The sequence below is a fragment of the Burkholderia sp. GW821-FHT14F03 genome, assembly GCF_058803765.1.
Genome location: NZ_JBXAPG010000021.1, coordinates 96,861 through 123,496, shown reverse-complemented (window position 1 = coordinate 123,496; position 26,636 = coordinate 96,861). Strand labels below are relative to the sequence as shown.

The window sequence follows — 26,636 nt, the reverse complement described above, 5'->3', positions numbered from 1 at the left end:
GGCTACCGGGATGAGGAATACTTCTTCCTCAAGATCCGCGCTGCCTTCCCCGGTAATCCGCGATGAACCTTTTTTTTTGCGCGGCGAGGATAGGCCGGGCGTCGCACCCGTTCACCCTCACGCGCCCGCGGCGCGCCATCGGATGAGTCCGCGGACCACGGACGGCGAGGCTCGCCCGTTCAGACCCGCGCGCGGCCCCGGTGCGCGACGCAGCGCCGTGCTCAGTCGCCTTCCGTCACGCTCGCCGCTGCCGCTGCCCGCGGGCGTCGCGCATCGAGGCGCGCCAGCACCGCGCGCCTGCCCTCGTCGTCGAGCTTGCGCCAACTGGCGATTTCGTCGCGCGTGCGATGGCAGCCTTCACACCAGCCGGTGGCGGCGTCGAGCCGGCAAATGCCCGTGCACGGCGACGGGACGCTCGGCGTGACGATCTCGCTCATGCTTGCTCGCGCAGCGCGACGTCGACGACGGGCGCGCCCGTCATCGCGACCAGCTCGTCCGGCGTCAGGTTGAACACCGCATGCGGATGGCCGGCCGCGGCCCACAGGCTGTCGAGCGCGAGCAGATCCGCGTCGATCAGCGTGACCGGCTTGACCAGATGCCCGATCGGACACACGCCGCCGATCGCGTAGCCGGTGTGGTCGCGCACGAACTTCGCGTCGGCGCGGCCGATCTCGCCGACCTGCGCGGCCACCTTCGCCTCGTCGACGCGATTCGCGCCGCTCGCGACCACGAGCACCGGCGCGCCGTCCACGCGGCGGCGGAACAGGATCGACTTGGCGATCTGCGCGACCGAGCAGCCCAGGCCGGCGGCCGCTTCGGCGGAGGTCTTGCCGGTTTCCGCCAGCATCACGATGGGTTTCGCGTGGCCGCGCTCGCGCAGCAGCAGTGCGACGCGGCGCGCGGAATCGGGCAGGGCGTCGAGGGAAGCGGAGGTCGTCATGAGAACACGCTTGAGCAGGAAGTAAAGGCGGCGGGCATTATGCACAGGACGCCGCATCGGTGGCGCTGCGTGCCTTCGCGAGCAGCGCGCGGCCCGCGCGCGACACATTGGCGCGGCCGATCGCGGTGGAGATGAAGTCGCCCGCCTCGACCACCTGCTGCAGATCGATGCCGGTGTCGATGCCGAGCCCCTGCATCAGGTACAGCACGTCCTCGGTCGCGACGTTGCCGGTCGCGCCCTTCGCGTACGGGCAGCCGCCGAGCCCCGCCACCGATGCATGGAAGATCTCGATGCCCTCGAACAGCGCCGCATAGATGTTCGCGAGCGCCTGGCCGTAGGTGTCGTGGAAATGGCCCGACAGCCGCTCGCGCGGAAATGCCCGCGTGACGGCGGCGAGCACCTCGCGGGTGCGACGCGGCGTGCCGACCCCGATCGTGTCCGCGATGTCGATCTCGTCGCAGCCGAGCGCGGCGAAGCGCGCCACCACGTCGACCACCGAGGCGACCGGCACCTCGCCCTGATAGGGGCAGCCGAGCGCGCACGACACGCTGCCGCGCAGCCGCAGGCCCGCGTCCTTCGCGGCGCGCGCGACCGGCTCGAAGCGCGCGATGCTCTCGGCGATGCTGCAGTTGATGTTCTTCTGCGAGAACGCCTCGCTCGCGGCGCCGAAGATCACGACTTCGTCCGCGCGCGCGGCGAGCGCGTTCTCGAAGCCTTTCAGGTTCGGCGTCAGCACCGAGTACACGGTGCCCGGACGGCGCGCGATGCCGGCCATCACCTCGGCGCCGTCGGCCATCTGCGGCACCCATTTCGGCGACACGAACGAGGCCGCTTCGACGTTGCGGAAGCCCGCGCGCGACAGGCGGTCGACGAGCGCGATCTTCACCTCGGTCGGCACGAGACCCTTTTCGTTCTGCAGGCCGTCGCGCGGGCCGACCTCGACGATTTTCACGGCTGCCGGGAATGTCATGTCTGTCTCCTGAGGGGTTCGTTATATCGATGAATGCAGGGGCGGCGCGCCTCAGTAGCCGCGCGCGAGGTCGATGACGCCGCCGATCGTCGCGCCGCGCGCGAGCGCGTCGATCTTCGCGGCGATCTGTTCGAGCGCCTCGGCGTGCAGCGTTTCGGCCGAGGTATGCGGCGTGATCGTGATGCGGGGCTCGCGCCAGAACGGGTGTGCGGCGGGCAGGGGCTCCTGCGCGAACACGTCGAGCGTCGCGGCGGCGAGCCGGCCGTCGGCCAGCGCGGCGAGCAGGTCGGGCTCGACGAGGTGCGCGCCGCGCGCCACGTTGACGAGGTAGGCGCCGCGCGCGAGCCGCGAGAAGGTGCGCGCGTTCAGGATGCCGTCGGTGGCGGGCGTGCTGGGCAGCAGGTTCACGAGCACCTTCACGCCGTCGAGGAAGGCGTCGAGGCGGGCGTGGTCCGCGTGCGCGTCGGCGCTCGCGTGCACGGCGCCGGTGTACACGGAAACGCCTTCCACCCGTTTCTCGCGCCGGCCGAAGCCGCGCACCGGCAGGCCGAGCGCGGCGAGCGCGCGCGCCACCTGCGTGCCGAGCACGCCGAGCCCGAGCACGCCGACCGTGAAGGTCGCGCGCGGATGCGCGGGCAGCGGCTGCCAGCGGCCTTCGCGCTGCAACTGCGCGTAGTCGTCGAAGCGCCGCAGGTAGCGCAGCACCGCGTGGGTCACGTACTCGATCATCTGCTGGCCCATGCCGGTGTCTTCGAGGCGCACGAGCGGCACGCCGCGCGGCAGCGTGCCCGGCTGCGCGCGTTCGAGCGCGAGCAGCGCATCGACGCCCGCGCCGAGATTGAAGATCGCGCGCAGCCCCGCGCGCGGCGCGAAGAACGCATGCGGCGCGCGCCACACGAGCGCGTAGTCGGCCGGCGCGTCGTCGCCCGGCTGCCAGACGCGCAGCCGCGCGCCGGGCAGATGGCGCGCGACCGCGTCGCGCCAGTCGGCGGCGGCCGGGCCGGGCGGCGTGCAGAGCAGGATTTCCATGCGCGTCACTTCGCGAACAGCTGGTCGATGTCGGCGAATGCCTTGAATTCGAGTGCGTTGCCGCACGGGTCGAGGAAGAACATCGTCGCCTGTTCGCCCACCTCGCCCTTGAAGCGCAGGTGCGGCTCGATCACGAACAAGGTGCCGGCGGCCTTCAGCCGCGCGGCCAGCGCCTCCCATTCCTCCATCGACAGCACCACGCCGAAATGGCGCACCGGCACGTCGTCGCCGTCCACCGGATTGACGGCGGCGCGCCCGGTTTCGTCGGGCGCGAGGTGGGCGACGAGCTGGTGCCCGAAGAAATCGAAGTCGACCCAGTGCGCGGAGCTGCGGCCCTCGGCGCAACCGAGCAGGCCGCCGTAGAAGCGGCGCGCCTGATCTAGGCTCGTGACCGGGAGGGCGAGATGGAACGGGCGCAATGCGCCGGGCAGCGGGGCGGGCATGGGGGCGTCTCCTGAATGAAGACCTCATTCTACGGTTTCGGCGCGCCGCGCGCCGCCGCCCGTCGAAATGCAAAGCACGAAAAATTGGTTCGTCGCGCGCGCGCCGCCGCCGACAATGGCGACCGGACCACCAGCATCAGCGAGGGCAAAGATGCGCTCATGCAGCAAATCGACCTGGCCGCCGCGGCTCGTGACCGTTCCCGGACTGCACGGCAGCGAGGGCGCGCATTGGCAGACCTGGCTCGAGCGGCAGTTCGCGCGCGCGCTGCGGGTCGAGCAGGACGACTGGGACGCGCCGCACCTCGCGCGCTGGGCGCAGTCGCTGCTGGACCTGCTCGCGCGCGAACGCGGGCCGTTCGTGCTGGCCGCGCACAGCTTCGGCTGCCTCGCGGCCGCGCATGCGCTCGCGCAGCCCGGCGCGCCGCTCGCGGAGGTGGCGGGCGTCCTGTTCGTCGCGCCCGCGAGTCCCGCCAAGTTCACCTTCGCCGGCGCGTTCGAGGGCCGGCGCCTCGCCGTGCCGTCGATCGTGATCGGCAGCGAGACCGACCCCTGGATGCGCATCGAGGATGCGCGCGAACTCGCGCAGCGGCTCGGCGGCGCGTTCGTCAATCTCGGCGACGCGGGCCACGTCAACACGGCGGCCGGCTACGGCCCCTGGCCGCGCGCGAAGTACTTCGTCGACACCCTGATCCATTGCGCGGCGCCGCTGCGGTTCCGCGAGGAGGCGGGCGAGTTCGAGGCCGCGCCGCCGCACGCGGCGATCGCGACCGTGGCCTGAGCGCGCCCGCTCCGTCGCGGTCTTCTTCGATACGCGCCGCGCCATGAAAAACAGCCCGGCCAGCGTACGCTGATCGGGCTGTCCCGGTTCGGCCGAGACGCTCCGGCCGAGCCGCTCGCCGGAGCCCGGCGCATGCGTCGGGCTCGCGGGCGGCGTTCAGGCGCTCACGGGCGCGACCGCGGCCGGATCGGAGTAGCTCGGGCGGCCGTTCTCCACGTGGCCCGCGAAGCGGCGCGCGAAGCCGCCGCTGGTCCCGTCCGACACCGTGACGTCGTACCAGTGATGGCTCGACGCGAGCGACCACTGCTCGATCCGTTCCTCGCCGCCGTGCAGCGTCAGGTGGCGCGCGGGCGCGCCGTACGCGTTGTCGGTCAGCGTCAGCTGCACGCGCGCGCCGCCGCGATTGGCGATCTTCAGGTACAGGTTCCCGTTCGCGACGTCGTAGCCGGCCTTCACCTCCGGATGCGCCGCCGCGTGCGCGCCATGCGGCGCGCCGGCCTGCGCCGCGCCGCCGAAGCTGCGCACGAAGCCGTTCGGACCGTACACCGTGAAGTCGTAGGCGCCGTTCGTCACCGTCAGGTCGAATTCGTCGTGCAGCGCGCGATGCGCGCCGACCGTGTAGCGCCACGGGCCGTCGCTGCGGTTGCCCGCGTACACGTAGAAGTGCGCGCCCTGGTCGCCGCGGTTCGCGAATTCGATGCGCAGATGCCCGCCGTGCACGCTCGCATTCACATGCAGTTCATAGGGCAGCGCGCGCGCGGGCCGCACGCCCGGCTCCTGCGGATCGATCGGGCTCGGCTGGGCCGGCACCGTCGGCGCGGGCTTGGTGGTGCACAGCTGATCCGCGATCGAACGGTAGTTGCTCGTGTCGGGCAGCGGCGGCAGCGTGGCGTCCGGGGTGCGGAAGTCGAAGGCCGCCGTCAGGTCGCCGCACACCGTGCGACGCCACGGCGTGATGTTCGGTTCGTCGACGCCGAAGCGCTCGCTGATGAAGCGGATCACCGAGGTGTGGTCGAACACCTGCGAGCACACGAAGCCGCCCTTGGTCCACGGCGACACCACCGTCATCGGCACGCGCGGGCCGAGGCCGTAGGGCAGGCCGTCGGCGGTGTAGCTGCCGCCGCGACCCGGATTCACGACGTTGTGGATCTCGCCCTCGACGGTCACGGTCGACAGGCCCTGCGCGCGCGTCGTGGCCGGCTGCGGCGGCACGAGGTGATCGAAGAAGCCGTCGTTCTCGTCGTACATGATGAACAGCACGGTCTTGCGCCAGACCTCGGGGTTCGCGGTCAGCGCGTCGAGGATCTGCGAGGTGTAGTTCGCGCCGTAGGCGGGCGTGTACTTGGGATGCTCGGAGAACGCCGCGGGCGGCAGCAGCCACGAGACCTGCGGAAGCTTGTTCGCGAGCACGTCGGCCTTCAGGTCGTCGAGCGAGCGCGCTGTCTGCGCGCGCTGGTACAGCGAGGAGCCCGGCTGCGCGTTGATGAAGTTCGCGAAGTTCTGCAGGATGTTGGTGCCGTAGTTGCCGTTCAGCGGATCGTTGCCGTTGGTGCCCTGCTGGTACACCTGCCACGAGACGCCGCGCGCCTCCAGGCGCTCGGGGAAGGTCGTCCACGACAGCAGCTGGTATTGCGGCGGCACGTCGCCGTCCACGTAGTCGTTGTTGTCGAGCAGCGGGCCGCCGAACTTGCCGGTCGGATCGACGGTGCCCGTCATCAGGTACGAGCGGTTCGGGTGGGTCGGGCCGGGCAGCGAGCAGAAGTAGTGGTCGCAGACCGTGAACGCATCGGCGAGCGCGTAGTGGAACGGGATGTCCTCGCGCACGTGATAGCCCATCGTCATGTCGGTCTTGTTCGCCGGCCACTGGTCGTAGCGGCCGCCGTCGATCGCGGCTTGCGTCTTGTACCACGAGTGGTCGAGGTCGCCGATGCACTGCGCGCTCGTGGTCAGCGTGTTGAGCCGGAACGGCAGCACCGGCTGCGCCGGATTCGCCTTCGACGGCTGATACCACACCGGCTTGCCGTTCGGCAGCGGGATCGGGAAGCGGTCGTTGTAGCCGCGCACGCCGCGCAGGTGTCCGAAGTAATGATCGAACGAGCGGTTTTCCTGCATGAACACGACGATGTGCTCGACATCGCGGATCGTGCCGGTGCGCGAGGCGGCGGGAATCGCGAGCGCGCGGCGGATCGATTCGGGGAACACCGTGAGCGCGGCGGCGGCGCCCGCGGATTGGGTCATCGTATGCAGGAAACGGCGGCGACTTTCTGACGTCATGTTTTCACCTGGGGCGAGTTGTTCTGCGGTGGGGATGGAAACGGGCGATCAGCCGGGCGTCGACGCGGCGGTGGCCGCGGTGGCGGTGGAGCCGGGGGTGTCGTCGTTGTCGTCGGGCGGGTAATGGACGACGGGCGGGGCGAGCGGTGCGTCGTTCGAGGCGCGCGCGGCGGGGGCGCCGCTGTTGAAAGCATTCGCCGCGCCGTCCGTCGCGCGCGGCGTGTCGGGCGCGGCGGACGGCGCATCCGCCGCGCCGCGTTGGGCGGCGTGCGTCGCGTCGTCGCTGCAGGCGGCAAGCAGCACGGCGGCGGCAAGGACGGCGGCGGTGACGCGCTGGCGCATCGGATGTCTCCCGGACTTGGCTGGTCGTGAACGACTTAAAGTATGAAGAGAGGATGCGTCGGTTGCGTGAAGCGAATGCGACGGCCATGTTATGACGAAATGCTTTCGAATAACTAACGATTGACCAAGGAGGTGGGGCTTGGTGATCGGTGAAGGACGGAGGCGGCGGAGAGGCGCGGGCCTCGGGCGTGATGCGAAGCGGAGAAGCGGAGAAGCGGAGAAGCGGAGAAGCGGAGAAGCGGAGAAGCGGAGAAGCGGAGAAGCGGAGAAGCGGAGAAGCGGAGAAGCGGTGAAGCGGTGAAGCGGTGAAGCGGTGAAGCGGTGAAGCGGTGAAGCGGTGAAGCGCCCGCGCGCTTCGCGCGCGGGCCGACCCGTGAGGCGTGAGCGGGGCGCGACGCCGCGCGCGGATTGTTTCAGTGCGCGCGACGCCGCGGGCGCGGGAACAGCGGATAGGTCGCGCACACGACGAGCATCGCGACGAGCCACACGCTGCCCCAGTTGCCTGCGGCGAGCAGCCGGGGCACGACGAGCGGCGTCAGGAACAGGCCGATGAAGACCGCGGTGTTCGCCATGCCGAGCGCGGCGCCTGCACGCTCCGCGCCGGCGAGCGTCGCGAGTTCGGTATAAGCGACGCCGTGCCAGGCCGACACGCAGATGCCGGCGAACACGAGCAGCGCGACCAGAATGCCGAGCGGCACGCGCGGGCCGGCCGCCGTCGCGAGGGCGAGCAGCGCGAACGCGCCGGCCGCCACGCGCACCGCGCCGCGCAGGTAGGCGCGGCGGTTGCCGTGCCGGTCGGTGTGGCGGCCGCTCCAGATCCGCATCACGATCGCGCCCGCCTGCAGCGTGACCATCGCCGCGCTGATGCTCGCGAGACCGAACCGGCCGTAGTCGTGCAGGAACACCGTGGCGAACGACAGCACCGCGAACTGCGGCGCGCACAGCATGCCGATGCCGAGCACGATGCGCCAGACCGGGCCGCTGCGCAGCGGATGGCGCGCATCGGCGTCGGGTGCGGCAACCGGGTGGGCAGGGCTCGCCGGCGCGGCGGGCGGCGGCTCGTGCAGCCAGCACCAGGTCAAGGCGGCCGAGGCCGCGCACAGCAGCGCGAGCGCGCCAAACACACCGATGAAGCCGACGTGCGCCGCGAGCGCTGGCAGCAGCGCCGCGCCGACGCCGCCGCCGAGCGGTACCGCGGTCTGCCGGATGCTCATCGCGAGGCCGCGCTCGTGGACGCCGAACCAGCGCATCACGGCGCGCCCGCTCGACCCGTTGACACTGCCGCCGAGCAGGCCGACGCCGAACAGCGCGAGCGCGAGCCGCCACGCGGAGGGCGCGGCGTCGCCGGACGGCGCGACCGCGCCCGCCATCGCCGCGAGCGCGGCGGCGGTCGCGAGCAGGCCGACCAGCAGCACACGGCGGTCGCCCCAGCGGTCGGCGGCGATGCCCCACGGCAGCTCGGACAGCGCGATGCCGAGCCCGAGCGCGCCCAGCACGAAGCCGAGCCCGTCGTTGCCGAAGTGATAGGCGCTGCGCAGCCAGACGGCGGTGGTCGGGATGCCGGTCGCGGCGGCGGAGAAGCTCATGTTGGCGGCCACGCCGACGCCCAGCACGCGCCAGCGGTGCGACGCGGGCAACGGGGGCCGGATGGCGGGCGGGCACGGCAGGGCGGGTGAGTTCATGGCGGCGGGCGCGGGGAGAGATTGACGATGGGGAGTGTCGCGCCGTACATTCATCCTGAATATCGGAAAGTTTTTAACTGATCGTTCGATAAAACAGGATGATTGCCATGTCGCAGACCAATTTCGACATCGCCGCGCTGCGCAGCCTGGTGGCCGGGATGGACCTGGGCAGTTTCGCGAAGGCGGCCGACCGGGTCGCACGTTCGTCGTCGGCGGTCAGCGCGCAGATCCGCAAGCTGGAGGCGCAGGCGGGCACGCCACTGTTCCGCAAGGCGGGGCGCGGGCTCGAGCTGACCGACGCGGGGGCGTCGATGCTGAGCTACGCGCGGCGGCTGATCGAACTCAACGACGAGGCCGCGGCCGCGGTGCGCGGCGTGAACCTCGACGGCTGGGTGCGGATCGGCCTGCCGGAGGATTTCGGCGAGGCGGTGCTGCCGGACGTGCTCGGGCGCTTCGCCCGTGCGCATCCCAAGGTGCGGATCGAGGCGCGGGTCGCGCGCAATGCCGAGCTGCTCGAACGGCTCGACACGGATCAGCTTGATCTCGCGCTGGTGTGGGGCGACGCCGGCGCGGTGGATCTCGACGCGCGCGCGGGGCTGGCGGGCGAGGTGATCGATCACGCGCCGATGCGCTGGATCGGCGCCGCGGCGCCGGTCGCGTTCGATGCCGACGAACCGTTGCCGCTCGTGGTGTTCGATCGGCCGTGCGCGTTCTTCAACGCGGCGACGGCCGCGCTGGACCGGGCCGGCGTGCCGTGGCGGATCGCGTTCGCAAGCCCGAGCCTCGCGGGCCTGTGGGCGGCCGCGGCGGCCGGGCTCGGGGTGACGGTGCGGTCGCGCTACGGCCTGCCCGCGTCGGTGCGCGCGCTCGACGGGCCGGCGGGGCGCGGGCTGCCCGCGCTGCCGAACTTGCCCTTGATGTTGTTGCGCAATACCTCGGCGGCGACGCCGACGGTCGCGCGGCTCGCGCAGATCATGCTGCAGGCGGTGCGCGCGCCGGCCGAGGCGGCGCCGCCGCTGGCGGCGTGAAGGAGCGGAAGGCCGCGAGTGAGGCGAATGGCGCGCGAATTCGAGGCGGTCAGGATTTCCGCGTTCAACGTGCGTCGGAAATCAGCCGGAGGGGCGAACGCATCGATCTGCGCAGAGCTCAAATTGGCAGCATGATTGCCTTGGCGTTTCCATTCAAAAATCCCGGAAAACCGTTCGAACGAGCGAGCCCCTTTCCGGCCGCGCTTGTTTGCAAAGGATTGTCAAGTTCAGATTATTTGTGTTGTCTGGGCGGCAATCGCGCATTCATAGTGATCAAATTCCATAATTCGCCTTGCTAACGAAATGCGGATCCGCGCGCTATCCGACATGGCCGACGCCGACGTGTTGTCCTGCCTGCTCACCTGTTGCCGCCCGGCATGCGCGTAGACATCATGGGGAGAGGCGACAGGCATGGCGCTCGACTGGACGCGGCGATTGCCACCATCGCGCGCAACCGTCGATTCCGCCCGCAAGCGTGCAATGCCGGGGCGCGGAGATCGTGGGTGCGGGAGACATCTGGCGGCTATTTCGTCGCTCGAGGGTCAAGTCAAGAACAGCTTGGCTCGCGCGGCATTCTCCGTGCGCGCGCCAGGTCGGGCCAGTCGACCGGAGCGGCCCGAACGGGCGCTTTCATCGGGTGGCCGAGCCTGTCCGCGCACAGTCCGCTCGCCCCGACTGAATTTCAATTGCAGGGAGAACCGGTGTCCTCAAATTGGATTTGTGCAGCAGCGGCTGCCACCTTCAATCATCCCCCAATCTTTTATTGAGACTAACGTGAGTACTGTGAAAATTTCCCGCCCGCATGCCGGTGCTGTCATTTCTTTTTTAAAGAAATCCCTCTTGTTCTCATTGCTGGCTTTCACCGCAATGGAAGCGCCGGTATATGCGGCCGCAGGTGGGCCGCATCAATACTGGACCAACCCGGCAGGCACCGGGGCCTGGAATCTCGATCAATATATTACGATCTCCGCGGACCAGCCCATGAATTTCTGGTCGCATGAATTTTATCTGCAAGGTGGCGATACGGGTTATATCGGCTTGCAGGATACGCCGAATGGCAAGACGGCAATCTTTTCATTGTGGAATGCAACGTCGGGAACGGCCACAACGTCGGGGTTCAATTGCCAAGGTGGAGCGGAAAACGGGCCCGTCTGGCGCTGCATGGGCAATTACAACTGGAAGGTCGGCGTGAGATATCGCCTTCGCCTTTGGGAGACCGCCTCCACGCCCAATGGCGTCACCTGGGTCGGGACGGTGCAGGACACCTCCACGGGTGTTGAGACGGCTATTGGCTATCTTACAAGCCGGTCCGGGCAAAACCTGATCAGCTATTCCGTGAACTGGATCGAGAGTTATTCCTTGAATAGCGTGACCAACCCCGATGTCGTTTGTAATTCAAAGCAACCGGCGACAGGTTACTTTGAATATCCGACCGCCAACAATGGCGCCATCACATTTAAGCCGAACTATCCCTCCAATGTAGCGTGCGGATCGCATAATTCAGGTGAAAATAATGCGGTTTTCATCTATCAGTAAATTTGAAGTTGAAATATCGATCTGAACCGACGCATTTTTCGCGGCGTTGCTTCAAGTAAGCGCCAAGGATGAGGCGTGGCGTTCCACGCAAAGCAACAAGGCGCGACGGCGTCGAGAAGCCTCGGCGTTTCCCGACGCCGCGCCGCATCGCGTGATCGGTTTCAGCCGGTTCCGACCGGGCCCACCATCAGCCTGCATGGTCCCGATGGTGGGCTCGATTGCGCGTTGCTCCAGAGCGTTGGCCGAGCGGGCGCCGGCGTCGGGGCATCGATGGCTTCAGCCTTCATCGGGTCGTTGCCAAACGGCTCCGGCATCACGGTGGGAATTGCCGGCCCGCTGATTCGAAACGTCACTGGAGATCGCCCGCGCGCGACGGGCGCGGCATTTCGAGGTGCCGCCGCGACCGATCGCATCGTGGTTCGGCCGATTCATCGGGCACGCCGCTCAGGGCCGATCGCGCCGCGCCGCCCTCATGCAACCCCCTCCGTCTCCTCCACCTTCTCCAACGCCTCCCACACCGTCCGCAAGCGCGCCCGCAACGCGTCGCCGGCCGGCACGAACGGGAGCCGCAGGCCATCCTCGCAGTGCCCGAGCATCGCGAGCAGCGCCTTGACGGGCGCGGGATTCGGCTCCTCGAACAGCGCCCGCACGAGCGGCTGCAGCGCGACCGCGCGGCGGCGCGCGGCGGCCAGTTCGCCCCGTCGCAGCAGCGCATGGATCCGCACGTGCCACGCGGGCAGCAAATGCGCGGAACTGGCGATCGTGCCGTGCGCGCCGACGCACAGCGCCGCGAAGTTCTGCGGATCGTCGCCGGACAGGATGCGCAGCGGCGTGTCGTGCACGAGCCGCATCATCCGGTCGATCCCGCCGCCGCATTCCTTCACGCCGACGATGCGCGGATCGCGGGCGAGCGCCTGCAGCGTTTCCAGCGACACCTCGACGCCCGTCCGGTACGGGATGTTGTAGACGAGGATCGGCAGGTCGGCCGCGACGGCGACCGCTTCGAAATGCTGCCGGACCCCGGCCTGCGACGGCCGCACGTAAGCGGGCGGCGTGACGAGCAGGCCGGCCGGGCCGAGCGCGGCCAGCTCGCGGGCGCGCCCCACGGCGTCGCGGGTCGAGATCGACGACACGCCGAGCACGACGGGCAGGCCGGGGGCGGCGTCGCGCAGCGTCGCGTGGATCGCGTGCACCTCGGCGGCGTCGAGCAGCGCGCCTTCGCCGGTGGTTGCGCCGGCAACGAACCCGGCGATGCCCTCGGCCGCGTAGTGGCGCGCGAGACGGGCGAGCGCCGCGTGGTCGACGGCGTCCTGGTGGAACGGCGTGATGATCGGCAGCCAGATGCCTTCGAAACGGACTTGCATGGTGATGGGCCTTGTCGGAAACGGATTGAACGGAACCGTTCCGCCGGCGGAGCGCCGGGTGAGGCAGCCAGGAGCGCGTGCGCGCAGGTGGGGGCCCGTCCGGCGGATCGCCTGACGGGACGCGACATCCCCGTCAGTCGAGGTGTCGTTTTTTCAGTTTCAGGCCAGCCGCGCGCAGGCCTGCCGGGACGGCGAGGAGCGTGAGCGAACGGGACAGGAGCGACATGGCGGGTGGTCGATGAAAACTGAGCGGCCATCATAGCATCGCGGCCGCCGCGTCGACAATCCGGCCCGCGGCGGTGCGCGATGCGCGGGACCCGGTGGCGGTCGCCGTCGCCAAGCCGTCTCATCAACGGTGCGTCATCGGGCACCGCACCGCGTGCGTGATGTCGTCCGGTGGGTCGATCCGGCCCGCGGCGGCCCGGCGACCTTTGCCGGTGCACGTGATGCCCGCGCCGGATGCCGGCGAGGACCGCCGCCCCGTTCGCGCGGCGGCGCGAGCGCCTCGCCCCGCGCCCGGCGCGCCGAACGCGCCGCGCGGCCGGCCGCTTATCGCGCGGCGCGCATGCCTTTCCACGACAGATTGGAACCCGCGCGGCGCGCAGCCGCTAGAATCGCTGCTTACCGTTACCTGACACAACACAAGCGGAGCACATCAGATGAAGCACACCCTGGGGATCGGCGGCTGGCTGCGGGCCGGCGTGGTCGCGGCGGCGCTCGGCGCGGCGTCGCTCGCGCAGGCGGACACGGCGCTCTTGAACGTGTCGTACGACGTCACGCGCGAGCTGTACAAGGACATCAACGCGAGCTTCGTCGCCGCCTACAAGCAGCAGGCGGGCGAGACCGTGGCGATCCGCCAGTCGCACGGCGCGTCGAGCGCGCAGGCGCTGTCGGTGCTGCAGGGCCTGCAGGCGGACGTCGTGACGATGAACCAGCCGAACGACATCGATCTGCTCGCCGAGCGCGGCCAGCTGCTGTCGAAGGACTGGCGCGCGCGCTTCCCGCACAACAGCTCGCCGTACTCGACGACGATGGTGTTCCTGGTGCGCAAGGGCAATCCGAAGCAGATCCGCGACTGGAGCGATCTCGCGAAGCCCGGGGTGCAGGTGATCATCGCGAACCCGAAGACCTCGGGCAACGGCCGCTACGCGTATCTGGCCGCATGGGGCTACCAGAAGCAGAAGGGCGCGGGCGACGCGCAGGCGCTCGAATTCGAGAAGGCGATTTTCCGCAACGTGCCGGTGCTCGATTCGGGCGGCCGCGGCGCGACCACGACGTTCACGCAGCGCGGCATCGGCGACGTGCTCGTCACGTTCGAGAACGAGGTCGCGCTGATGGACACCGGCGCGTCGGGCGCGGACTTCGAGGCGGTGTATCCGTCCGCGAGCATCCTCGCGGAGCCGCCCGTCGCGGTGGTCGACAAGGTGGTCGACAAGAAGGGCACGCGCAAGGTGGCGCAGGCGTATCTCGCGTACCTGTACACGCCGGCCGCGCAGGAGATCATCGCGCGCCACCATCTGCGCCCGCGCGATCCCGAGGTGCTGAGGAAGCACGCGGCCGAGTTCAAGCCGCTCAAGACCTTCAGCGTCGAACAGGTCTTCGGCAGCTGGGCGAACGCGCAGAAGACCCACTTCGCGGACGGCGGGACCTTCGACCAGATCATCGTCGACCGGAAGTGACGTGAGGCGTTGACGCGCCCGGCGCGCGCAGCCGGGGCGGGAAGCGGCGGCCCGGAACCGGGGCCGCCGTTTTTTTATCGAAACGGCGTCCGAGCCCACCCCGGCCGGAGACAGCGAAAACACGCAGTCGTTTTCCCGCCCGGCCATGCTACCCTCGGCGCACCTTGGCCCAGCCCCGCCGCGCGATGCCCGACGATCCCGTTTCCTCCGCCCCCCGCGCGACGCGCGGCCGCAAGATCTGGTCCGGCACGCGCTTCGTGACCGCGCACGGCATGGCGGCGCCGGGCTGGCGCGATCTCTACTACTGGGCGCTCAAGGTCAGCTGGCCGGTGTTCTTCGCCGCGCTCGCCGTGCTGTTCCTCGTCAACAACACGGTGTTCGCGGGCCTGTACCTGCTCGGCCATGCGCCGATCGCGAACCAGTCGCCGCCCGGCTTCGCGGGTGCGTTCTTCTTCAGCGTCGAGACGCTCGCGACCGTCGGCTACGGCGACATGCATCCGCAGACCTACTACGCACACCTGATCGCGACGCTCGAGATCTTCGTCGGGATGTCGGGCATCGCGTTGTCGACCGGGCTCGTGTTCGCGCGCTTCGCGCGGCCGCGCGCGAAGATCCTGTTCGCGCGTCACGTGGTGGTGCGCATGCTCAACGGCCGCATGACCTTGATGATGCGCGTCGCGAACGCGCGCCAGAACGTGATCGCGGAGGCGCGCGCGAAGCTGCGCCTGATGCGCAAGGAAGGCTCGCCCGAGGGCTTCGGGATGCTCAAGATCCACGACCTGAAGCTGGTGCGCCACGAGCATCCGATCTTCCTGCTCGGCTGGAGCCTGATGCACGTGATCGACGAGACGAGCCCGCTGCACGGCGCGACGCCCGAATCGCTCGCGACGGGCGCCGCGCTCCTGATGCTGATGATCGAGGGCTCGGACGAGACCACGGCGCAGGTGATGCAGGCGCGCCATGCGTGGGAGCACGACGCGATCCGCTGGAATCATCGCTATGTCGACCTGATGAGCGAGGTCGACGGCATGACGCACATCGACTACAGCCGCTTCAACGACGTCGTGCCGGTGGAGCCGCCCGCCGGGCCCGATCTCAGCCGGGCATGAGGCGCGCCAGCTCGCGCGCCTCGACGGCGCACGCGCGCCGGTAGCCGTCGCGCGCGTGCGCGCGGTCCACGTACGCGCCGTATCGTCCCTCGCGCGGCAGCAGGCCGGCGGAGAGGGCGATCTCCAGGGTGTTCACGAGCAGGATGTCGGCGGCGCTGAAGCGCTCGCCGAGCAGCCAGGGTTGCCCGTCGAGCGTGGCGTCGAGCGCCTGCTGCACGCGTTCGAGACTGCCCCAGCCGAACGCGGCGGGATTGCCGGCCGCGCCGGTGAATTTTTCCGCCATCGCGGGTTCGAGGCAGGCGGGCGTGAAGTTCATCCACTGCAGGAACCGTCCGCGCAGCGGATCGTCGAGCGGCACGCCGAGGCCGGCGGCGGGATAGCGGTCCGCGAGGTACAGCAGCACCGCGCCCGATTCGCCGAACGGCATGCCGCCGTCCTCGAGCGCCGGCAGCTTCGCCATCGGATTCACGCGGTGGAACGCGTCGCCGTCCTGCTCGTGCGCGCGGATGTTGACGGGCACCAGCTCGTAGGCCGCACCGATCTCCTCGAGCATCCACAGCGCGCGGAACGCGCGGGTCTTGGGCCAGTAATACAGTTTCATCGCACAGTCTCCTCACCGGTTCCCGCCACTCTAGCGTGATGCCCGCCGCCGCGCGAGCGCGCGCCGGATATTGCGCCGCAGCATCGCGCGCCCGGCGCGACCCGCGCACCGCGCCGGCAGATCTCACTCAAATCGGTCGAAAAGCGTCGACAGTTTTTCTCCGGACGTCTGCGCGCGATCAAGATAAGAAAAAAATTTCTCCGATTGGCGCGAAAAAATAGAGTCCATTCGTCGGCGTGCCGAAATCCATCGATTTCGCTTTTCGACCGACGATCGCGCACGAGACGCGAACCGCATAATCAGGAGACAAGCCCCCTATGAACGCCCGCCTGCCGATCGACGGCGCCCCGCCCCTGTCCGACTACCGGCTCACCGACAACCTGTCCGCGACGCGCGGCCGGATCTTCCTGACCGGCACGCAGGCGCTGGTGCGGCTCCTGCTGATGCAGCGCGCGCTCGACGCGGCGCAGGGGCGCAACACGGCGGGCTTCGTCAGCGGCTATCGCGGCTCGCCGCTCGGCATGGTCGATCAGCAGCTGTGGAAAGCGAAGAAGCTGCTCGACCAGGGCGGCGTGCGTTTCCTGCCGGCGATCAACGAGGAGCTGGGCGGCACGGCGGTGCTCGGCACGCAGCGCGTCGAGGCCGATCCGGAGCGCACCGTCGAGGGCGTGTTCGCGATGTGGTACGGCAAGGGGCCGGGCGTCGATCGAGCGGCCGACGCGCTCAAGCACGGCCACGCGTTCGGCGCGTCGCCGCACGGCGGCGTGCTGGTGGTGGCGGGCGACGATCACGGCTGCGTGTCGTCGTCGATGCCGCATCAGAGCGATTTCACGATGATGGCGTGGCACATGCCGGTCGTGAACCCGTCGAACCTCGCCGACATGCTCGAATTCGGCCTGTACGGCTGGGCGCTGTCGCGCTTCTCGGGCGCATGGGTGGGCTACAAGGCGATCTCGGAGACGGTCGAATCCGGCTCGACCGTCGACCTCGACGCGCTGCAGCTCGAGTGGCCCGCGCCGGAAGGCTATACGCCGCCGCCGGGCGGCCTGCACAACCGCTGGCCCGATCTGCCGAGCCTCGCGATCGAGGCGCGGCTCGCCGCGAAGCTCGATGCGGTGCGCCATTTCTCGCGGGTCCACAGCATCGACAAGTGGATCGCGAAGAGCGCGCACGCGAACGTCGGCATCGTCACCTGCGGCAAGGCGCACCTGGACCTGATGGAAGCGCTGCGCCGCCTCGACCTGACCGCCGCGGACCTCGACGCGGCCGGGGTGCGGATCTACAAGGTCGGCCTGTCGTTCCCGCTCGAGATGTCGCGCATCGATGCGTTCGTCGACGGCCTGTCGGAAGTGCTCGTGATCGAGGAGAAGGGGCCCGTCATCGAGCAGCAGATCAAGGACTACCTGTACAACCGCGCCGCCGATGCGCGTCCGCGCGTGCTCGGCAAGCACGACGCGGCGGGCGCGCCGCTGCTGTCCGAGCTGGGCGAGCTGCGCCCGTCGCGGATCCTGCCGGTGTTCGCCGACTGGCTCGCGCGCCACAAGCCGGCGTTCGACCGCCGCGCGCGCGTGGTCGATCTGGTCGCGCCGAGCATCCTGTCGAACGAGGCGGACGCGGTGCGGCGCACCCCGTACTTCTGCTCGGGCTGCCCGCACAACACGTCCACCAAGGTGCCCGAGGGCTCGATCGCGCAGGCGGGGATCGGCTGTCACTTCATGGCCTCGTGGATGGAGCGCGACACGACGGGCCTGATCCAGATGGGCGGCGAGGGCGTCGACTGGGCCGCGCACGCGATGTTCACGAACACGCGCCACGTGTTCCAGAACCTCGGCGACGGCACCTATTTCCATTCGGGCATCCTCGCGATTCGCCAGGCGGTCGCGGCGCGCGCGAACATCACCTACAAGATCCTCTACAACGACGCGGTCGCGATGACCGGCGGCCAGCCGGTCGACGGCAGCATCTCGGTGCCGCAGATCGCGCGGCAGGTCGAGGCAGAAGGCGTGTCGCGCTTCGTCGTGGTGTCGGACGAGCCGCAGAAGTACGACGGCCATCACGGTCTGTTCCCGAAGGGCACGACCTTCCATCACCGCAGCGAACTCGACACGGTGCAGCGCGAGCTGCGCGACACGGCGGGCGTGACGGTGCTGATCTACGACCAGACCTGCGCGGCCGAGAAGCGCCGGCGCCGCAAGAAGGGCGAATTCCCCGACCCGGACAAGCGCCTGTTCATCAACGACGCCGTCTGCGAAGGCTGCGGCGATTGCGGCGTGCAGTCGAACTGCCTGTCGGTCGAGCCGCTCGAGACGCCGCTCGGCCGCAAGCGGCGCATCGACCAGTCGTCGTGCAACAAGGACTTCTCGTGCGTGAACGGCTTCTGCCCGAGCTTCGTCACGGTCGAGGGCGCGCAGCTCAAGAAGGCCGCGGGCGCGGCGTTCGACGAAGCGGCGCTCGCCGCGCGCGTCGAGGCGCTGCCGCGCCCGGCCACGCATCTCGATGCGGCGCCGTACGACATGCTCGTGACGGGCGTCGGCGGCACCGGGGTGGTCACGGTGGGCGCGTTGATCAGCATGGCCGCGCACCTCGAAGGCAAGAGCGCCTCGGTGCTCGATTTCATGGGCTTCGCGCAGAAGGGCGGCTCGGTGCTGTCGTTCGTGCGGATCGCCGCGCGCGACGAGTGGCTGAACCAGGTGCGGATCGACACCCAGCAGGCCGACGTGCTGCTGGCCTGCGACATGGTGGTCGGCGCGAGCGGCGATGCGCTGCAGACGGTGCGGCACGGCCGCACGCGGATCGTCGTCAACACGCATGCGATCCCGAATGCGGCCTTCGTGCAGAACCCGGACGCGAGCCTGCACGCGGACGCGCTGCTGCAGAAGATGCACCACGCGGCGGGCGACGGCTACCTGTCGAGCTGCGACGCGCAGGCGCTCGCGGGCCGCTTCCTCGGCGACACGATCGGCGCGAACATCCTGATGCTCGGCTTCGCGTGGCAGCTCGGGCTCGTGCCCGTGTCGCACGCGGCGCTGATGCGCGCGATCGAGCTGAACAACGTCGCGGTGCCGATGAACCGGCTCGCGTTCTCGGTGGGCCGGATGGCGGCCGCCGATCCGGCCGGGCTCGAGGCGCTGTGGCAGGCGCGTCACGCGGCGTCCGCGATCGTCGCGGCCGCGCCCGTGACGCTCGACGCGCTGATCGCCGACCGCGAGGCGCGGCTGGTCGAGTACGGCGGCGCCCGCTATGCCGCCCGTTATCGGGCGCTGGTCGACCAGGCGCGCGCGCGCGGCGACGAGCGCGTGACGCGCGCGGTCGCGACCACCTTCCACCGCCTGCTCGCGGTGAAGGATGAATACGAGGTCGCGCGGCTGTATGCGGACGACGCGTTCCGCAGCGCGCTCGAAGCGCAGTTCGAGGGCGTCGCGGGGCGCGACTTCCGCATCCGGTTCAACCTCGCGCCGCCGACCACGGCGAAGCCGGGCAAGGGCGGCGCGGCGCCGCGCAAGCAGGTGTTCGGCCAGTGGCTGTGGCCGGTGCTGCGCACGCTCGCGCGCGTGCGCGGGCTGCGCGGCACCTGGCTCGATCCGTTCGGCCGGACCGTCGAGCGGCGCATGGAGCGCGCGCTGGCCGACGACTACGAGACGACGCTGCGCGCGGCGCTCGCGATCCTGACGCCGGACAATGCCGCGCAGGTCGCGCAGCTGGCCGAGCTGCACGCGAAGGTGCGCGGCTACGGCCACGTGAAGCTCGCGAATCTCGCCGGCGTGAAGCGCGCGGAGCGCGAACTGGCCGCGCGGCTGTCGCTGTCCGCCTCGACCGGCGCGGCCGTGCAGCACGCGCTCGACGAGATGAAGGGCGCGGGCGCGCTGCGCGGGATTCCGGTGGTGGTGGCGAAGTAAGCCGCCGATCGTCCGCGAGGGCCGGCGGGCGCGAGCCCGGCCGGCCTTTTTTGTCGGCGCGCGACGCGGCGGCGCGGGCTGCTTGCTATAGTGGCGATCGCGCGGCGACGGGCCCGTCAGCCGGATCGAGAGCCGGCAGGGCGCCGCGCGCGAAACACGGGGCGGCCGCGCGACAGGCGGGCCGCCACCATACCAACTGCTGCCGGGCATTCGCGGCCCGGCCATTCGAGGGGGCGCAAGCCGATGAAGACAGGGATCATCAAATGGGTGGGAGTCGCGGCGTTCGCCGCGCTGGCGACGGGCGGCGCGATGGCGGCGCCGACGCCGACGGACGGCGTGCCGAAGATCATCATCGACAGCGACTACAACACGATGAGCGACGACGGGCAGCTCGGCGTGATGGCCGCGCAGCTGCAGGCCGAGGGCAAGCTCAAGGTGATGGGCATCACGGTCGTGTCGGGCAACCAATGGCTCAAGCAGGGCGTGGCCGATGCGCTGAAATCGGTCGAGCGGCTCGGCGCGGGCAGCCAGATCGGCATCTACAGCGGCGCGAACTACGCGTTCGATCACAACTACGCGACCATCAAGCGCGAACTGGCGGCGGGCGCGGGCGGCGACGGCTACCTGGGCGCGTGGGATTCGCCCGAGCCGCGCCATGCGTCGGACCTGAAGGCGCCGCCCGACGGCTTCGCGAAGCGCACCTACGTGCAGCGCGAGCATGCGGTCGACTTCATCATCCGCACGGTCAAGGCGAATCCGCACGAGATCACGGTGCTCGCGGTCGGTCCGCTGACCAATCTCGCGCTCGCGGCGAAGCGCGACCCGTCGATCGTGCCGCTGATCAAGCAGATCATCTACATGGGCGGCGCGGTGCACGTGGCGGGCAACACGACGAAGGCGGCCGAGTTCAACTGGTGGTTCGATCCGGACGCGGCGCGCGAGGTGGTGCGCCTGCCGATCCCGCAGGTGGTGGTGCCGCTCGACGTCACCGACACGGTGTTCCTGACCAAGCCGATCTATGACCGCATCGCGCACCCGGCGCACCCGACTGCGGTCACCGAGGTCTATCGCCAGATGAACGGCTATGGCTTCACCGGCAAGGACGGCTTCGAGAACAACCCGAACTACACGCAGAACATCTGGGACACGCTGACGATCGCGTACCTGCTCGATCCGAGCTACGCGACGGAGGTGTCGGAGGAATACCTCGACGTGGTCGCGAAGCCGGGCCGCCCCGACAACGGTCGGTCGATCGGCTATGCGCGGCAGCCCGAGGGCGCCGCGCTGCAGAAGGTGAAGATCGTGAAGCAGTTCGACAGCAAGCGCTTCTTCGAGCTGTACGTGGATCTGCTGACGCGTCCGGTGCCGGTCAGGCTCGCGCAGTGAGGCGGGCGGGCTGACGCGCCCGGCGCATGCATGAAGAAAGCGGGCCGCCGGCCCGCTTTTGTTTTTGCCGGCGACGCGAGGCCGGGTGGAGCTTCAACGGCTGCGCGGCCGGGAGGCGCGGGCCGGCGGGGCGGTCAAGCGTCGCGCGAGCGTGTCGAGCGCGGCGCTGTGATAGAGGTCCAGGCATTTGAGGAAATCGAATCGCAAGCCCGGGGCCTCGGCTTCCGCGAGCGGATTGCGGTAGTCGCGGGCGAGATAGGCGTCGACCAGCGCGCGGATCGTATCGGGCGCGCGCTCCATGTCGTAGTGGGACCATTCCTGCAGGGCGCTGACGCTGCTGCCCGCGTCGCGCGCCGCGAGCGGCGCCTGCCGGTATGCGTCGGCGACGCAGGTGGCGAGCACCATGTCCTTGAAGTTTTGCCGATCGGAACGGGAGTGGGCTTGTGGGGAGGTCGTATTATTTGCCGCTTGAGTACCCGACGTCGTGAGGGTCGCAATTGCAAGCAGGGTTGCAATGATCTTAAGCCGCTTCGTCACGACAGGCTCCAAAAATTGGCACGTGTGGTTCGATAGGTCGATTCACGTTGATTAAAGTAGCATTGGTCATAGCAATTGCAACCGTTCCACAAAGCTGCGTGGCCGTTCGCAGTCGACCACCCCGACACCTCAAATAGAACCACTCCTTTCTTGTTGGCAAGTGTGCCGCCGCCAGCCGGTGGAAACGGGACGACTTCGGGTGGGCCCCATCGTTGCCTCAGAAACTCGATGAGATCTTTGACACGATAGAAATGCCACTTCTCATCCGCTCCCGAAACGGTTCTTCTTGGGAGGCGCGGTACGATCACGCCCGATTGATTCAGGACATAGCTCATTCTGACCGCGCACGTATTTACCCATCGTTGCTGCGGATCCGGGTTGGTTATGTTCCGCGCAACGGTACCGCCAATTATCTTGGCGATAGTTGCTCCGGTTGTTGCAGGTTCGTAGATTCGCATCGCGGCGGCCCAAGCGGTGGCGAAGGAAGGGCGTGTCATGGCGTTCCGCACTCAAGTTGATCAGTTGGCAGGAACGTCATGATCCAGACACGGATGCCAGGCGGCTATGGGACGACGCTGCAATCTCCGTCCCTCACCCGCCGACCAAACCCTTCTTCCGCGTCGACAGCGCGCTTTCCGACAGGTCGATCTCGCGCATCAGCTTCGCGAGCGTCTCGTCGTTGATCTTCTGTTCCCCGCGCAGCCGGTACAGCACCGCGCGCTCGGCGCGAATGCCCGCGATCCGCATCTGCAACTCCATCTTCTCCGCCTGCTTCGCCTCGGCGAGCGGCTCGCTCTCGCCGACGAGCCCCGCGAGCCGGCGCCGGTACTGGTCCATCACGCGCGCCGTGACTTCCGTGCAGCGCGCGGCGGCGGCTTCGTCCAGCTCGACGGCGAGCGCGTCGTGGGTCGAGTCGACCGCGCGGATCGCGGCCTGGGCGGCCGCCGAGCGCGCGGCGCGCTCTTCCTCCGCATGCGGGTTGTGGCTGGAGCGGACCCCGCGCAGCAGCAGCGGCAGGCCGGCCACGGCGATGCACAGCGAGCCGAGGATCACGCCCGAGGCGATGAAGATCGCGGTGTCGCGGCCGGCGAGCGGCGCGCCGTTGTCGAGCGCGACCGGAATCGACAGCACGCCCGCGAGCGTGATCGCGCCGCGCACGCCGCCGACCGTCATCACCGCGATCGTGCGCAGCCCCGCCATGGTGCCGGCGAGCCCCCGCTTCGCGGCGCGCCGGCTCGCGATCCAGCGCAGCAGCCACACCCACGCGAAGCGGATCGCATAGAGCGCGGCCAGCATCGCCGCGACATAGCCGAGCATCGCGCCGACGAGCGCGTCGCTCGTGTGATGCGCGTCGACGAGCGCGCGGCCGATGATGTGAGGCAGCTGCAGCCCGAGCATGATGAACACCATGCCGTTGAACACGAACTCGATCATCGCCCAGGTGCTTTCCGCGCGGATCCGCGACGCCACCGTGCTGGTGCGCGAGAAGTTCGTGTAGTTCATCATCATCCCCGACGCGACCGCCGACAGGATCCCGGACAGGCCCAGATGCTCGGCGATCAGGTAGGCCGCGAACGGCACGAGCAGCGTCATCACGATGCCGGGCGCGGGGTCGCCTTCCTGCGACGAATTGAGGAAGCGCGTCGACAGCGCGCTGAACAGCCAGGACAGCAGCGCGCCCGTCGCGAGGCCGCCCGACGCGACGATCACGAAGCTGATCGACGCGTCGCGCAGCGAGAACACGCCGGTGAGCGCGGCGGCGATCGCGAACTTGAGCGCGACGAGGCCCGACGCGTCGTTCATCAGCGCCTCGCCTTCGAGGATGTGCATCAGCTGCGGCGGGATCCGGCCCTTGCCCGCGATGCCGGACAGCGCGACCGCGTCGGTCGGCGACAGCACGGCCGCGAGCGCGAACGCGATCGGCAGCGGCAGGCCGGGAATCAACCAATGCGCAAAATAGCCGACCGCGAGTACGGTCATGAAGACGAGGCCGAAGGCCAGCATCAGGATCGCGCGCCGCTGCAGGTACAGCTCCCGTTTCGGGATCCGCCAGCCGTCCGCGAACAGCAGCGGCGGGATGAACAGCAGCATGAAGATCTCGGGATCGAACGTGACGTGCAGGTTGAACGTCGGCCACGCGAGCAGCGCGCCGATCGCGATCTGCATGAGCGGCAGCGGCAGGCGCAGCGGCAGCACCCGGGTGATCATCCCGGACAGCGCGACGGCCAGCAGCAGGATCAGGACGGTAAAGACAATTTCCATTGAAACGTGCAGGTGGCAATACAGGAACGGTACGGAGTGTAACGTGCCCGCAAGGTGCGCGTCGTCCCGGCCCCGCGGCCGATTGCACCGGCTTGGTGCAAAAAAGCCCCGGCGGCAGGCATCCGGAATGAATCGGGCACCGAAATATCAGGCCGGCCGCGCGCGAGAGCGCGCACGGAGCTTGCTTGGTGGTGGTCACAACTAAATTGGATAACCGAGGATCCGTGATGAAAACCCGAGAGCCGAACCTACCGCCTGCCGATGAGAGCGTCATGAGGAGGCTGACATGACCATCGCCCAGCAGGAGCGCCCGATGAGCGCATCGCCGTACCACTTCGAGCCCGAGCTGGCCTCCGGCCTCGACCGCGTCGTGACCCGGCATCGCGAGCTGACGCTGACGAGCGTGTTCCAGCCGATCTTCAGCCTGTCGCACCAGCGCGCGGTCGGCTACGAGGCCTTGTTGCGCGCGCACGATCCGCTCGACCGGCCGGTGTCGCCGCTCGACGTGTTCGGCGAGGCCGCGCGCCACGGCGAGCTGATGCAGGTCGACCGCCTCGCGCAGGCGCTGCACCTCGAAAACTTCGCACTGCTCGGCGCCGGGCGCGAGTGGCTGTTCCTCAACGTGAATCCGTGCGCGCTCACCGATCCGTTCCAGGCGGCGGCGCTGCTCGCGAACCTGACGCGGCTCGGCGTGCCGCCCCGGCGCGTCGTGCTGGAGGTGCTCGAACAGCGCGCCGACGATCTGGAAAAGCTGGCCGAGGCGGTGCGCGCGTTTCGCGAGCAGGGCTTCCTGATCGCGCTCGACGATTTCGGCGCGGGGCATTCGAACCTGGAGCGGATCTGGCAGCTGAATCCGGACATCGTCAAGCTGGACCGCATCATGCTGTCGCAGGCGCAGCACCGCACCGGTCTCACGGCGATCCTGCACGGGCTCGTGACGCTGCTGCACGAGGCGGGCAAGCTGGTGCTGATCGAGGGCATCGAGACCGAACACGAGGCGCAGATCGCGCTGTCGTGCGGGACCGATTTCGTGCAGGGCTATTTCTTCGGCCGGCCCGCCCCGGGCCTGCCGGACAGCGTGGCGGCGTCCACCTGCATCGCGGAACTGACGGAGCGCCATCGCAGCCGGACCGATGCGCGCGAGCGGCGCGACGCGCAGCGGCTCGCGCCCTACCTGCGCGCGTTCGAGCGCGCGGTCGACCGGCTCGTGGGCGGCGAACCGCTCGACGAGGTGTGCTGGAATTTCCTCGCGCTCGATCATGCGGCGCGCTGCTTCCTGCTCGATGCGAACGGGCGGCAGACGGGCCGCAACGTGGTGCTGCGCGCCGATCGCGCGGCGCCCGAATCGCGCTTCACGCCGCTCGCCGACGCGCAGGGGGCGAACTGGCTGCGCCGGCCGTATTTCCGCGCGGCGATCGCGGAGCCGGGGCGCGTGCATGCGACCCGGCCGTATCTGTCGATCAACGAGGCGCTGCCGTGCGTGACCTTGTCGGCCGCGCTGCGGGTCGGCGATGCGCAGTGCGTGCTGTGCGCGGACATCGATTGGCTCGACGAGGACGCGGCGGCGGGCGACTAGGCGGCGCGGGCAAGGGCCGCGGTGCGCGCGCCGCCGGCCCGCCTTCTTTCTCCGCGTCGGTGCGCCGCGCGGGTCATGGCGCGGCGCGCGCTTCCCCCGGATGGGTCGGGCGACTCGGGCGGCTCGCTTCGTCCGCCGCCCGTCCGCGCGGTTGATTTTTCCGCAACGCGGGCCGAGAATGGGCGCGAACTTCACGGGGCGCGTATGGAGAGACTAGGCGCCGCGCGCCGCCGGATCGATCCCAGGACGCACAACAACACCATGAAAAGACCCGTCTCCCTGAGCATCCTCGGCTGGTTCATCGTCGTCACCAATGCGATCGCGCTGCTGGTGTGGCCGTGGACCCTGCACAATCCGAGCGCGCAGGCTGTGTTCGCGCGCTCGATGATGCCGCTGCCGGTCATGCTCGCGGTCTCCATCGCCTCCCAGGCGCTGTGCCTCGTCGCGGGCGTCGGCATCCTGAAGGGGCGCGCGTGGGCGCGCACGCTCTACACCGTCATCACGCTGGCGACGCTCGCCTTCTCGCTCGTCACCTCGCCGTTCAAGATCATGTTGCTGCCGGGCGCGGTGCTGGCCGCCCTGTTCCTCTACCTGCTGTATCGTCCGGCCGCCACCGCCTACTTCGTGCGGGACGCACGATGAACTTCGTGCGCAACGCAATCGGCCTGCTGTGCGTCGGGATCGCGAGTCTCGTGCTGATGGTTGCCGAGATGGTGCTGATCTGGGCGCCCTCGGTGCCGCTCAAGCATCGCGGGGTGCTGGTCGCGCTCGTCTGCACGGCGCTCCTGTACCTGCTCGGCGCGTGGATCGCGCGCGTCACGCCGCGCATGCGGCCGGTCGGCATCGGCCTGCTCGTCACCTCGGCGATCACCCTGCTCGACGTGCTCACGCTGCTCGCGATGCGGCTGTCGCCGGAATTCCTCTCGCTGCTCGCCGCCGCGAACCACGGGATCGCGATCGAGGTGCCGGCGAGCGGGCTGATCCGCGGCGCGTGCCTCGCCGTGCTGCTCGGCTGGCTCGGCTGGTGGTTCGCCGCGCCCGGTGCACGCGCGGCGGGGCGCGAGCTGGCTGACTGACGAACCGCGGAACCGCGGAACCGCACGCGCGGGCGTCCCACGCCCGCCGCCGATCCTTCCGTTTTCATTTCCGGATACTTTCATTTGCCTTCACATTCGCGTCACATCGGCCCCTTATCGTCCTTTCG

At 69.4% G+C, this 26,636-nt stretch carries 23 protein-coding genes; 10 read left to right on the top strand and 13 right to left on the bottom strand.

Translation table 11 applies throughout. The annotated features are described in order from the left end of the window. Window positions 1–221: 221 nt before the first annotated feature. The 5 genes from AC1RQF_RS16505 to AC1RQF_RS16485 are packed head-to-tail and all read right to left on the bottom strand — an operon-like array spanning window position 222 to window position 3,382. Window positions 222–542, bottom strand: a complete 321-nt coding sequence (locus AC1RQF_RS16505; RefSeq protein ID WP_492872487.1) for a DUF1289 domain-containing protein — start codon at window positions 540–542, stop codon at window positions 222–224. Then, window positions 434–940, bottom strand: a complete 507-nt coding sequence (locus tag AC1RQF_RS16500; RefSeq protein WP_492872486.1) for a YbaK/EbsC family protein — start codon at window positions 938–940, stop codon at window positions 434–436. The genes AC1RQF_RS16505 and AC1RQF_RS16500 overlap by 109 nt, the downstream gene beginning before the upstream one ends. A gap of 37 nt (window positions 941–977) precedes the next feature. After that, complete coding sequence (locus AC1RQF_RS16495) at window positions 978–1,910, bottom strand: hydroxymethylglutaryl-CoA lyase (RefSeq protein ID WP_273999414.1); 933 nt, start codon at window positions 1,908–1,910, stop codon at window positions 978–980. Window positions 1,911–1,961: 51 nt separating this feature from the next. Continuing rightward, a complete protein-coding gene (locus AC1RQF_RS16490) occupies window positions 1,962–2,939 on the bottom strand; it encodes a 2-hydroxyacid dehydrogenase (RefSeq protein WP_273999413.1) in 978 nt (325 codons plus the stop codon). Between the two features lie 5 nt (window positions 2,940–2,944). Next, window positions 2,945–3,382, bottom strand: coding sequence for a VOC family protein (locus AC1RQF_RS16485; RefSeq protein WP_273999411.1), 438 nt, complete (start codon window positions 3,380–3,382; stop codon window positions 2,945–2,947). A 151-nt stretch (window positions 3,383–3,533) separates the two neighbouring features. On the opposite strand from AC1RQF_RS16485, the gene AC1RQF_RS16480 reads away from it, so the two are divergent. After that, the gene (locus AC1RQF_RS16480; protein ID WP_273999410.1) at window positions 3,534–4,160 is read left to right on the top strand and encodes an RBBP9/YdeN family alpha/beta hydrolase; all 627 of its coding nucleotides are present in this window, start codon (window positions 3,534–3,536) and stop codon (window positions 4,158–4,160) included. 156 nt (window positions 4,161–4,316) lie between these two features. Here AC1RQF_RS16480 and AC1RQF_RS16475 read toward each other — a convergent pair whose 3' ends face one another. The 3 genes from AC1RQF_RS16475 to AC1RQF_RS16465 all read right to left on the bottom strand — a co-directional run bounded on the left by AC1RQF_RS16475 (window position 4,317) and on the right by AC1RQF_RS16465 (window position 8,458). Beyond that, window positions 4,317–6,434: a phosphocholine-specific phospholipase C gene (locus AC1RQF_RS16475; protein WP_273999407.1), complete on the bottom strand. Its 2,118-nt coding sequence runs from the start codon at window positions 6,432–6,434 to the stop codon at window positions 4,317–4,319. A 48-nt stretch (window positions 6,435–6,482) separates the two neighbouring features. Further along, window positions 6,483–6,776 (bottom strand): hypothetical protein, encoded by a 294-nt coding sequence (locus tag AC1RQF_RS16470; protein ID WP_273999405.1) that lies wholly within the window; start codon window positions 6,774–6,776, stop codon window positions 6,483–6,485. A gap of 413 nt (window positions 6,777–7,189) precedes the next feature. Then, window positions 7,190–8,458 (bottom strand): MFS transporter, encoded by a 1,269-nt coding sequence (locus AC1RQF_RS16465; RefSeq protein ID WP_273999403.1) that lies wholly within the window; start codon window positions 8,456–8,458, stop codon window positions 7,190–7,192. Between the two features lie 98 nt (window positions 8,459–8,556). Between AC1RQF_RS16465 and AC1RQF_RS16460 the strand changes: the two genes are divergently transcribed. Continuing rightward, the gene (locus AC1RQF_RS16460) at window positions 8,557–9,486 is read left to right on the top strand and encodes a LysR substrate-binding domain-containing protein (protein ID WP_492872485.1); all 930 of its coding nucleotides are present in this window, start codon (window positions 8,557–8,559) and stop codon (window positions 9,484–9,486) included. A 774-nt stretch (window positions 9,487–10,260) separates the two neighbouring features. Then, window positions 10,261–11,022, top strand: coding sequence for a DUF3472 domain-containing protein (locus AC1RQF_RS16455; RefSeq protein WP_273999400.1), 762 nt, complete (start codon window positions 10,261–10,263; stop codon window positions 11,020–11,022). 470 nt (window positions 11,023–11,492) lie between these two features. Here AC1RQF_RS16455 and dapA read toward each other — a convergent pair whose 3' ends face one another. After that, window positions 11,493–12,386: a 4-hydroxy-tetrahydrodipicolinate synthase gene (gene dapA, locus AC1RQF_RS16450; protein ID WP_492872484.1), complete on the bottom strand. Its 894-nt coding sequence runs from the start codon at window positions 12,384–12,386 to the stop codon at window positions 11,493–11,495. A 659-nt stretch (window positions 12,387–13,045) separates the two neighbouring features. Between dapA and AC1RQF_RS16445 the strand changes: the two genes are divergently transcribed. After that, window positions 13,046–14,065, top strand: a complete 1,020-nt coding sequence (locus AC1RQF_RS16445) for a sulfate ABC transporter substrate-binding protein (RefSeq protein WP_492872483.1) — start codon at window positions 13,046–13,048, stop codon at window positions 14,063–14,065. Window positions 14,066–14,250: 185 nt separating this feature from the next. Next, a complete protein-coding gene (locus tag AC1RQF_RS16440; RefSeq protein ID WP_492872489.1) occupies window positions 14,251–15,174 on the top strand; it encodes an ion channel in 924 nt (307 codons plus the stop codon). Here AC1RQF_RS16440 and AC1RQF_RS16435 read toward each other — a convergent pair. Next, window positions 15,161–15,775 (bottom strand): glutathione S-transferase family protein, encoded by a 615-nt coding sequence (locus AC1RQF_RS16435; RefSeq protein WP_273999396.1) that lies wholly within the window; start codon window positions 15,773–15,775, stop codon window positions 15,161–15,163. The genes AC1RQF_RS16440 and AC1RQF_RS16435 overlap by 14 nt on opposite strands. Before the next feature lie 317 nt (window positions 15,776–16,092). Here AC1RQF_RS16435 and AC1RQF_RS16430 point away from each other — a divergent pair, with 317 nt between their 5' ends. Together AC1RQF_RS16430 and AC1RQF_RS16425 are read left to right on the top strand one after the other, a co-directional pair. Next, on the top strand, window positions 16,093–19,671 hold the full coding sequence (locus AC1RQF_RS16430) for an indolepyruvate ferredoxin oxidoreductase family protein (protein WP_273999394.1): 3,579 nt from the start codon (window positions 16,093–16,095) through the stop codon (window positions 19,669–19,671). Window positions 19,672–19,914: 243 nt separating this feature from the next. After that, a complete protein-coding gene (locus tag AC1RQF_RS16425) occupies window positions 19,915–21,057 on the top strand; it encodes a nucleoside hydrolase (RefSeq protein WP_443111542.1) in 1,143 nt (380 codons plus the stop codon). Between the two features lie 93 nt (window positions 21,058–21,150). Here AC1RQF_RS16425 and AC1RQF_RS16420 read toward each other — a convergent pair whose 3' ends face one another. From AC1RQF_RS16420 to AC1RQF_RS16410, 3 genes are all read right to left on the bottom strand, one after another. Then, window positions 21,151–21,594 carry a type VI secretion system amidase immunity protein Tai4 gene (locus AC1RQF_RS16420; protein ID WP_492872482.1) on the bottom strand — a complete coding sequence of 148 codons (444 nt, stop codon included), beginning with the start codon at window positions 21,592–21,594 and terminating at the stop codon, window positions 21,151–21,153. Beyond that, window positions 21,591–22,091, bottom strand: coding sequence for a type VI secretion system amidase effector protein Tae4 (locus tag AC1RQF_RS16415; RefSeq protein ID WP_492872481.1), 501 nt, complete (start codon window positions 22,089–22,091; stop codon window positions 21,591–21,593). Before AC1RQF_RS16415 ends, AC1RQF_RS16420 begins: the two co-directional genes overlap by 4 nt. 94 nt (window positions 22,092–22,185) lie before the next feature. Further along, window positions 22,186–23,856: a Na+/H+ antiporter gene (locus AC1RQF_RS16410; protein ID WP_273999392.1), complete on the bottom strand. Its 1,671-nt coding sequence runs from the start codon at window positions 23,854–23,856 to the stop codon at window positions 22,186–22,188. A gap of 286 nt (window positions 23,857–24,142) precedes the next feature. Between AC1RQF_RS16410 and AC1RQF_RS16405 the strand changes: the two genes are divergently transcribed. The 3 genes from AC1RQF_RS16405 to AC1RQF_RS16395 all read left to right on the top strand — a co-directional run bounded on the left by AC1RQF_RS16405 (window position 24,143) and on the right by AC1RQF_RS16395 (window position 26,508). Continuing rightward, window positions 24,143–25,432 carry a sensor domain-containing phosphodiesterase gene (locus AC1RQF_RS16405; RefSeq protein WP_273999391.1) on the top strand — a complete coding sequence of 430 codons (1,290 nt, stop codon included), beginning with the start codon at window positions 24,143–24,145 and terminating at the stop codon, window positions 25,430–25,432. 261 nt (window positions 25,433–25,693) lie between these two features. Continuing rightward, the gene (locus AC1RQF_RS16400; RefSeq protein ID WP_273999390.1) at window positions 25,694–26,074 is read left to right on the top strand and encodes a hypothetical protein; all 381 of its coding nucleotides are present in this window, start codon (window positions 25,694–25,696) and stop codon (window positions 26,072–26,074) included. Between the two features lie 5 nt (window positions 26,075–26,079). Beyond that, complete coding sequence (locus tag AC1RQF_RS16395) at window positions 26,080–26,508, top strand: hypothetical protein (protein WP_273999389.1); 429 nt, start codon at window positions 26,080–26,082, stop codon at window positions 26,506–26,508. Window positions 26,509–26,636: the final 128 nt, after the last annotated feature.

What these genes read in the sequence shown, in the direction of transcription:
- AC1RQF_RS16415 (WP_492872481.1), bottom strand. Translation starts at nt 22,091, where the DNA reads ATGACACGCCCTTCCTTCGCCACCGCTTGGGCCGCCGCGATGCGAATC.
- AC1RQF_RS16500 (WP_492872486.1), bottom strand. Translation starts at nt 940, where the DNA reads ATGACGACCTCCGCTTCCCTCGACGCCCTGCCCGATTCCGCGCGCCGC.
- AC1RQF_RS16475 (WP_273999407.1), bottom strand. Translation starts at nt 6,434, where the DNA reads ATGACGTCAGAAAGTCGCCGCCGTTTCCTGCATACGATGACCCAATCC.
- AC1RQF_RS16440 (WP_492872489.1), top strand. Translation starts at nt 14,251, where the DNA reads ATGCCCGACGATCCCGTTTCCTCCGCCCCCCGCGCGACGCGCGGCCGC.
- AC1RQF_RS16490 (WP_273999413.1), bottom strand. Translation starts at nt 2,939, where the DNA reads ATGGAAATCCTGCTCTGCACGCCGCCCGGCCCGGCCGCCGCCGACTGG.
- AC1RQF_RS16480 (WP_273999410.1), top strand. Translation starts at nt 3,534, where the DNA reads ATGCGCTCATGCAGCAAATCGACCTGGCCGCCGCGGCTCGTGACCGTT.
- AC1RQF_RS16405 (WP_273999391.1), top strand. Translation starts at nt 24,143, where the DNA reads ATGACCATCGCCCAGCAGGAGCGCCCGATGAGCGCATCGCCGTACCAC.
- AC1RQF_RS16400 (WP_273999390.1), top strand. Translation starts at nt 25,694, where the DNA reads ATGAAAAGACCCGTCTCCCTGAGCATCCTCGGCTGGTTCATCGTCGTC.
- AC1RQF_RS16495 (WP_273999414.1), bottom strand. Translation starts at nt 1,910, where the DNA reads ATGACATTCCCGGCAGCCGTGAAAATCGTCGAGGTCGGCCCGCGCGAC.
- AC1RQF_RS16465 (WP_273999403.1), bottom strand. Translation starts at nt 8,458, where the DNA reads ATGAACTCACCCGCCCTGCCGTGCCCGCCCGCCATCCGGCCCCCGTTG.
- AC1RQF_RS16460 (WP_492872485.1), top strand. Translation starts at nt 8,557, where the DNA reads ATGATTGCCATGTCGCAGACCAATTTCGACATCGCCGCGCTGCGCAGC.
- AC1RQF_RS16445 (WP_492872483.1), top strand. Translation starts at nt 13,046, where the DNA reads ATGAAGCACACCCTGGGGATCGGCGGCTGGCTGCGGGCCGGCGTGGTC.
- AC1RQF_RS16430 (WP_273999394.1), top strand. Translation starts at nt 16,093, where the DNA reads ATGAACGCCCGCCTGCCGATCGACGGCGCCCCGCCCCTGTCCGACTAC.
- AC1RQF_RS16435 (WP_273999396.1), bottom strand. Translation starts at nt 15,775, where the DNA reads ATGAAACTGTATTACTGGCCCAAGACCCGCGCGTTCCGCGCGCTGTGG.
- AC1RQF_RS16485 (WP_273999411.1), bottom strand. Translation starts at nt 3,382, where the DNA reads ATGCCCGCCCCGCTGCCCGGCGCATTGCGCCCGTTCCATCTCGCCCTC.
- AC1RQF_RS16470 (WP_273999405.1), bottom strand. Translation starts at nt 6,776, where the DNA reads ATGCGCCAGCGCGTCACCGCCGCCGTCCTTGCCGCCGCCGTGCTGCTT.
- AC1RQF_RS16410 (WP_273999392.1), bottom strand. Translation starts at nt 23,856, where the DNA reads ATGGAAATTGTCTTTACCGTCCTGATCCTGCTGCTGGCCGTCGCGCTG.
- dapA (WP_492872484.1), bottom strand. Translation starts at nt 12,386, where the DNA reads ATGCAAGTCCGTTTCGAAGGCATCTGGCTGCCGATCATCACGCCGTTC.
- AC1RQF_RS16425 (WP_443111542.1), top strand. Translation starts at nt 19,915, where the DNA reads ATGAAGACAGGGATCATCAAATGGGTGGGAGTCGCGGCGTTCGCCGCG.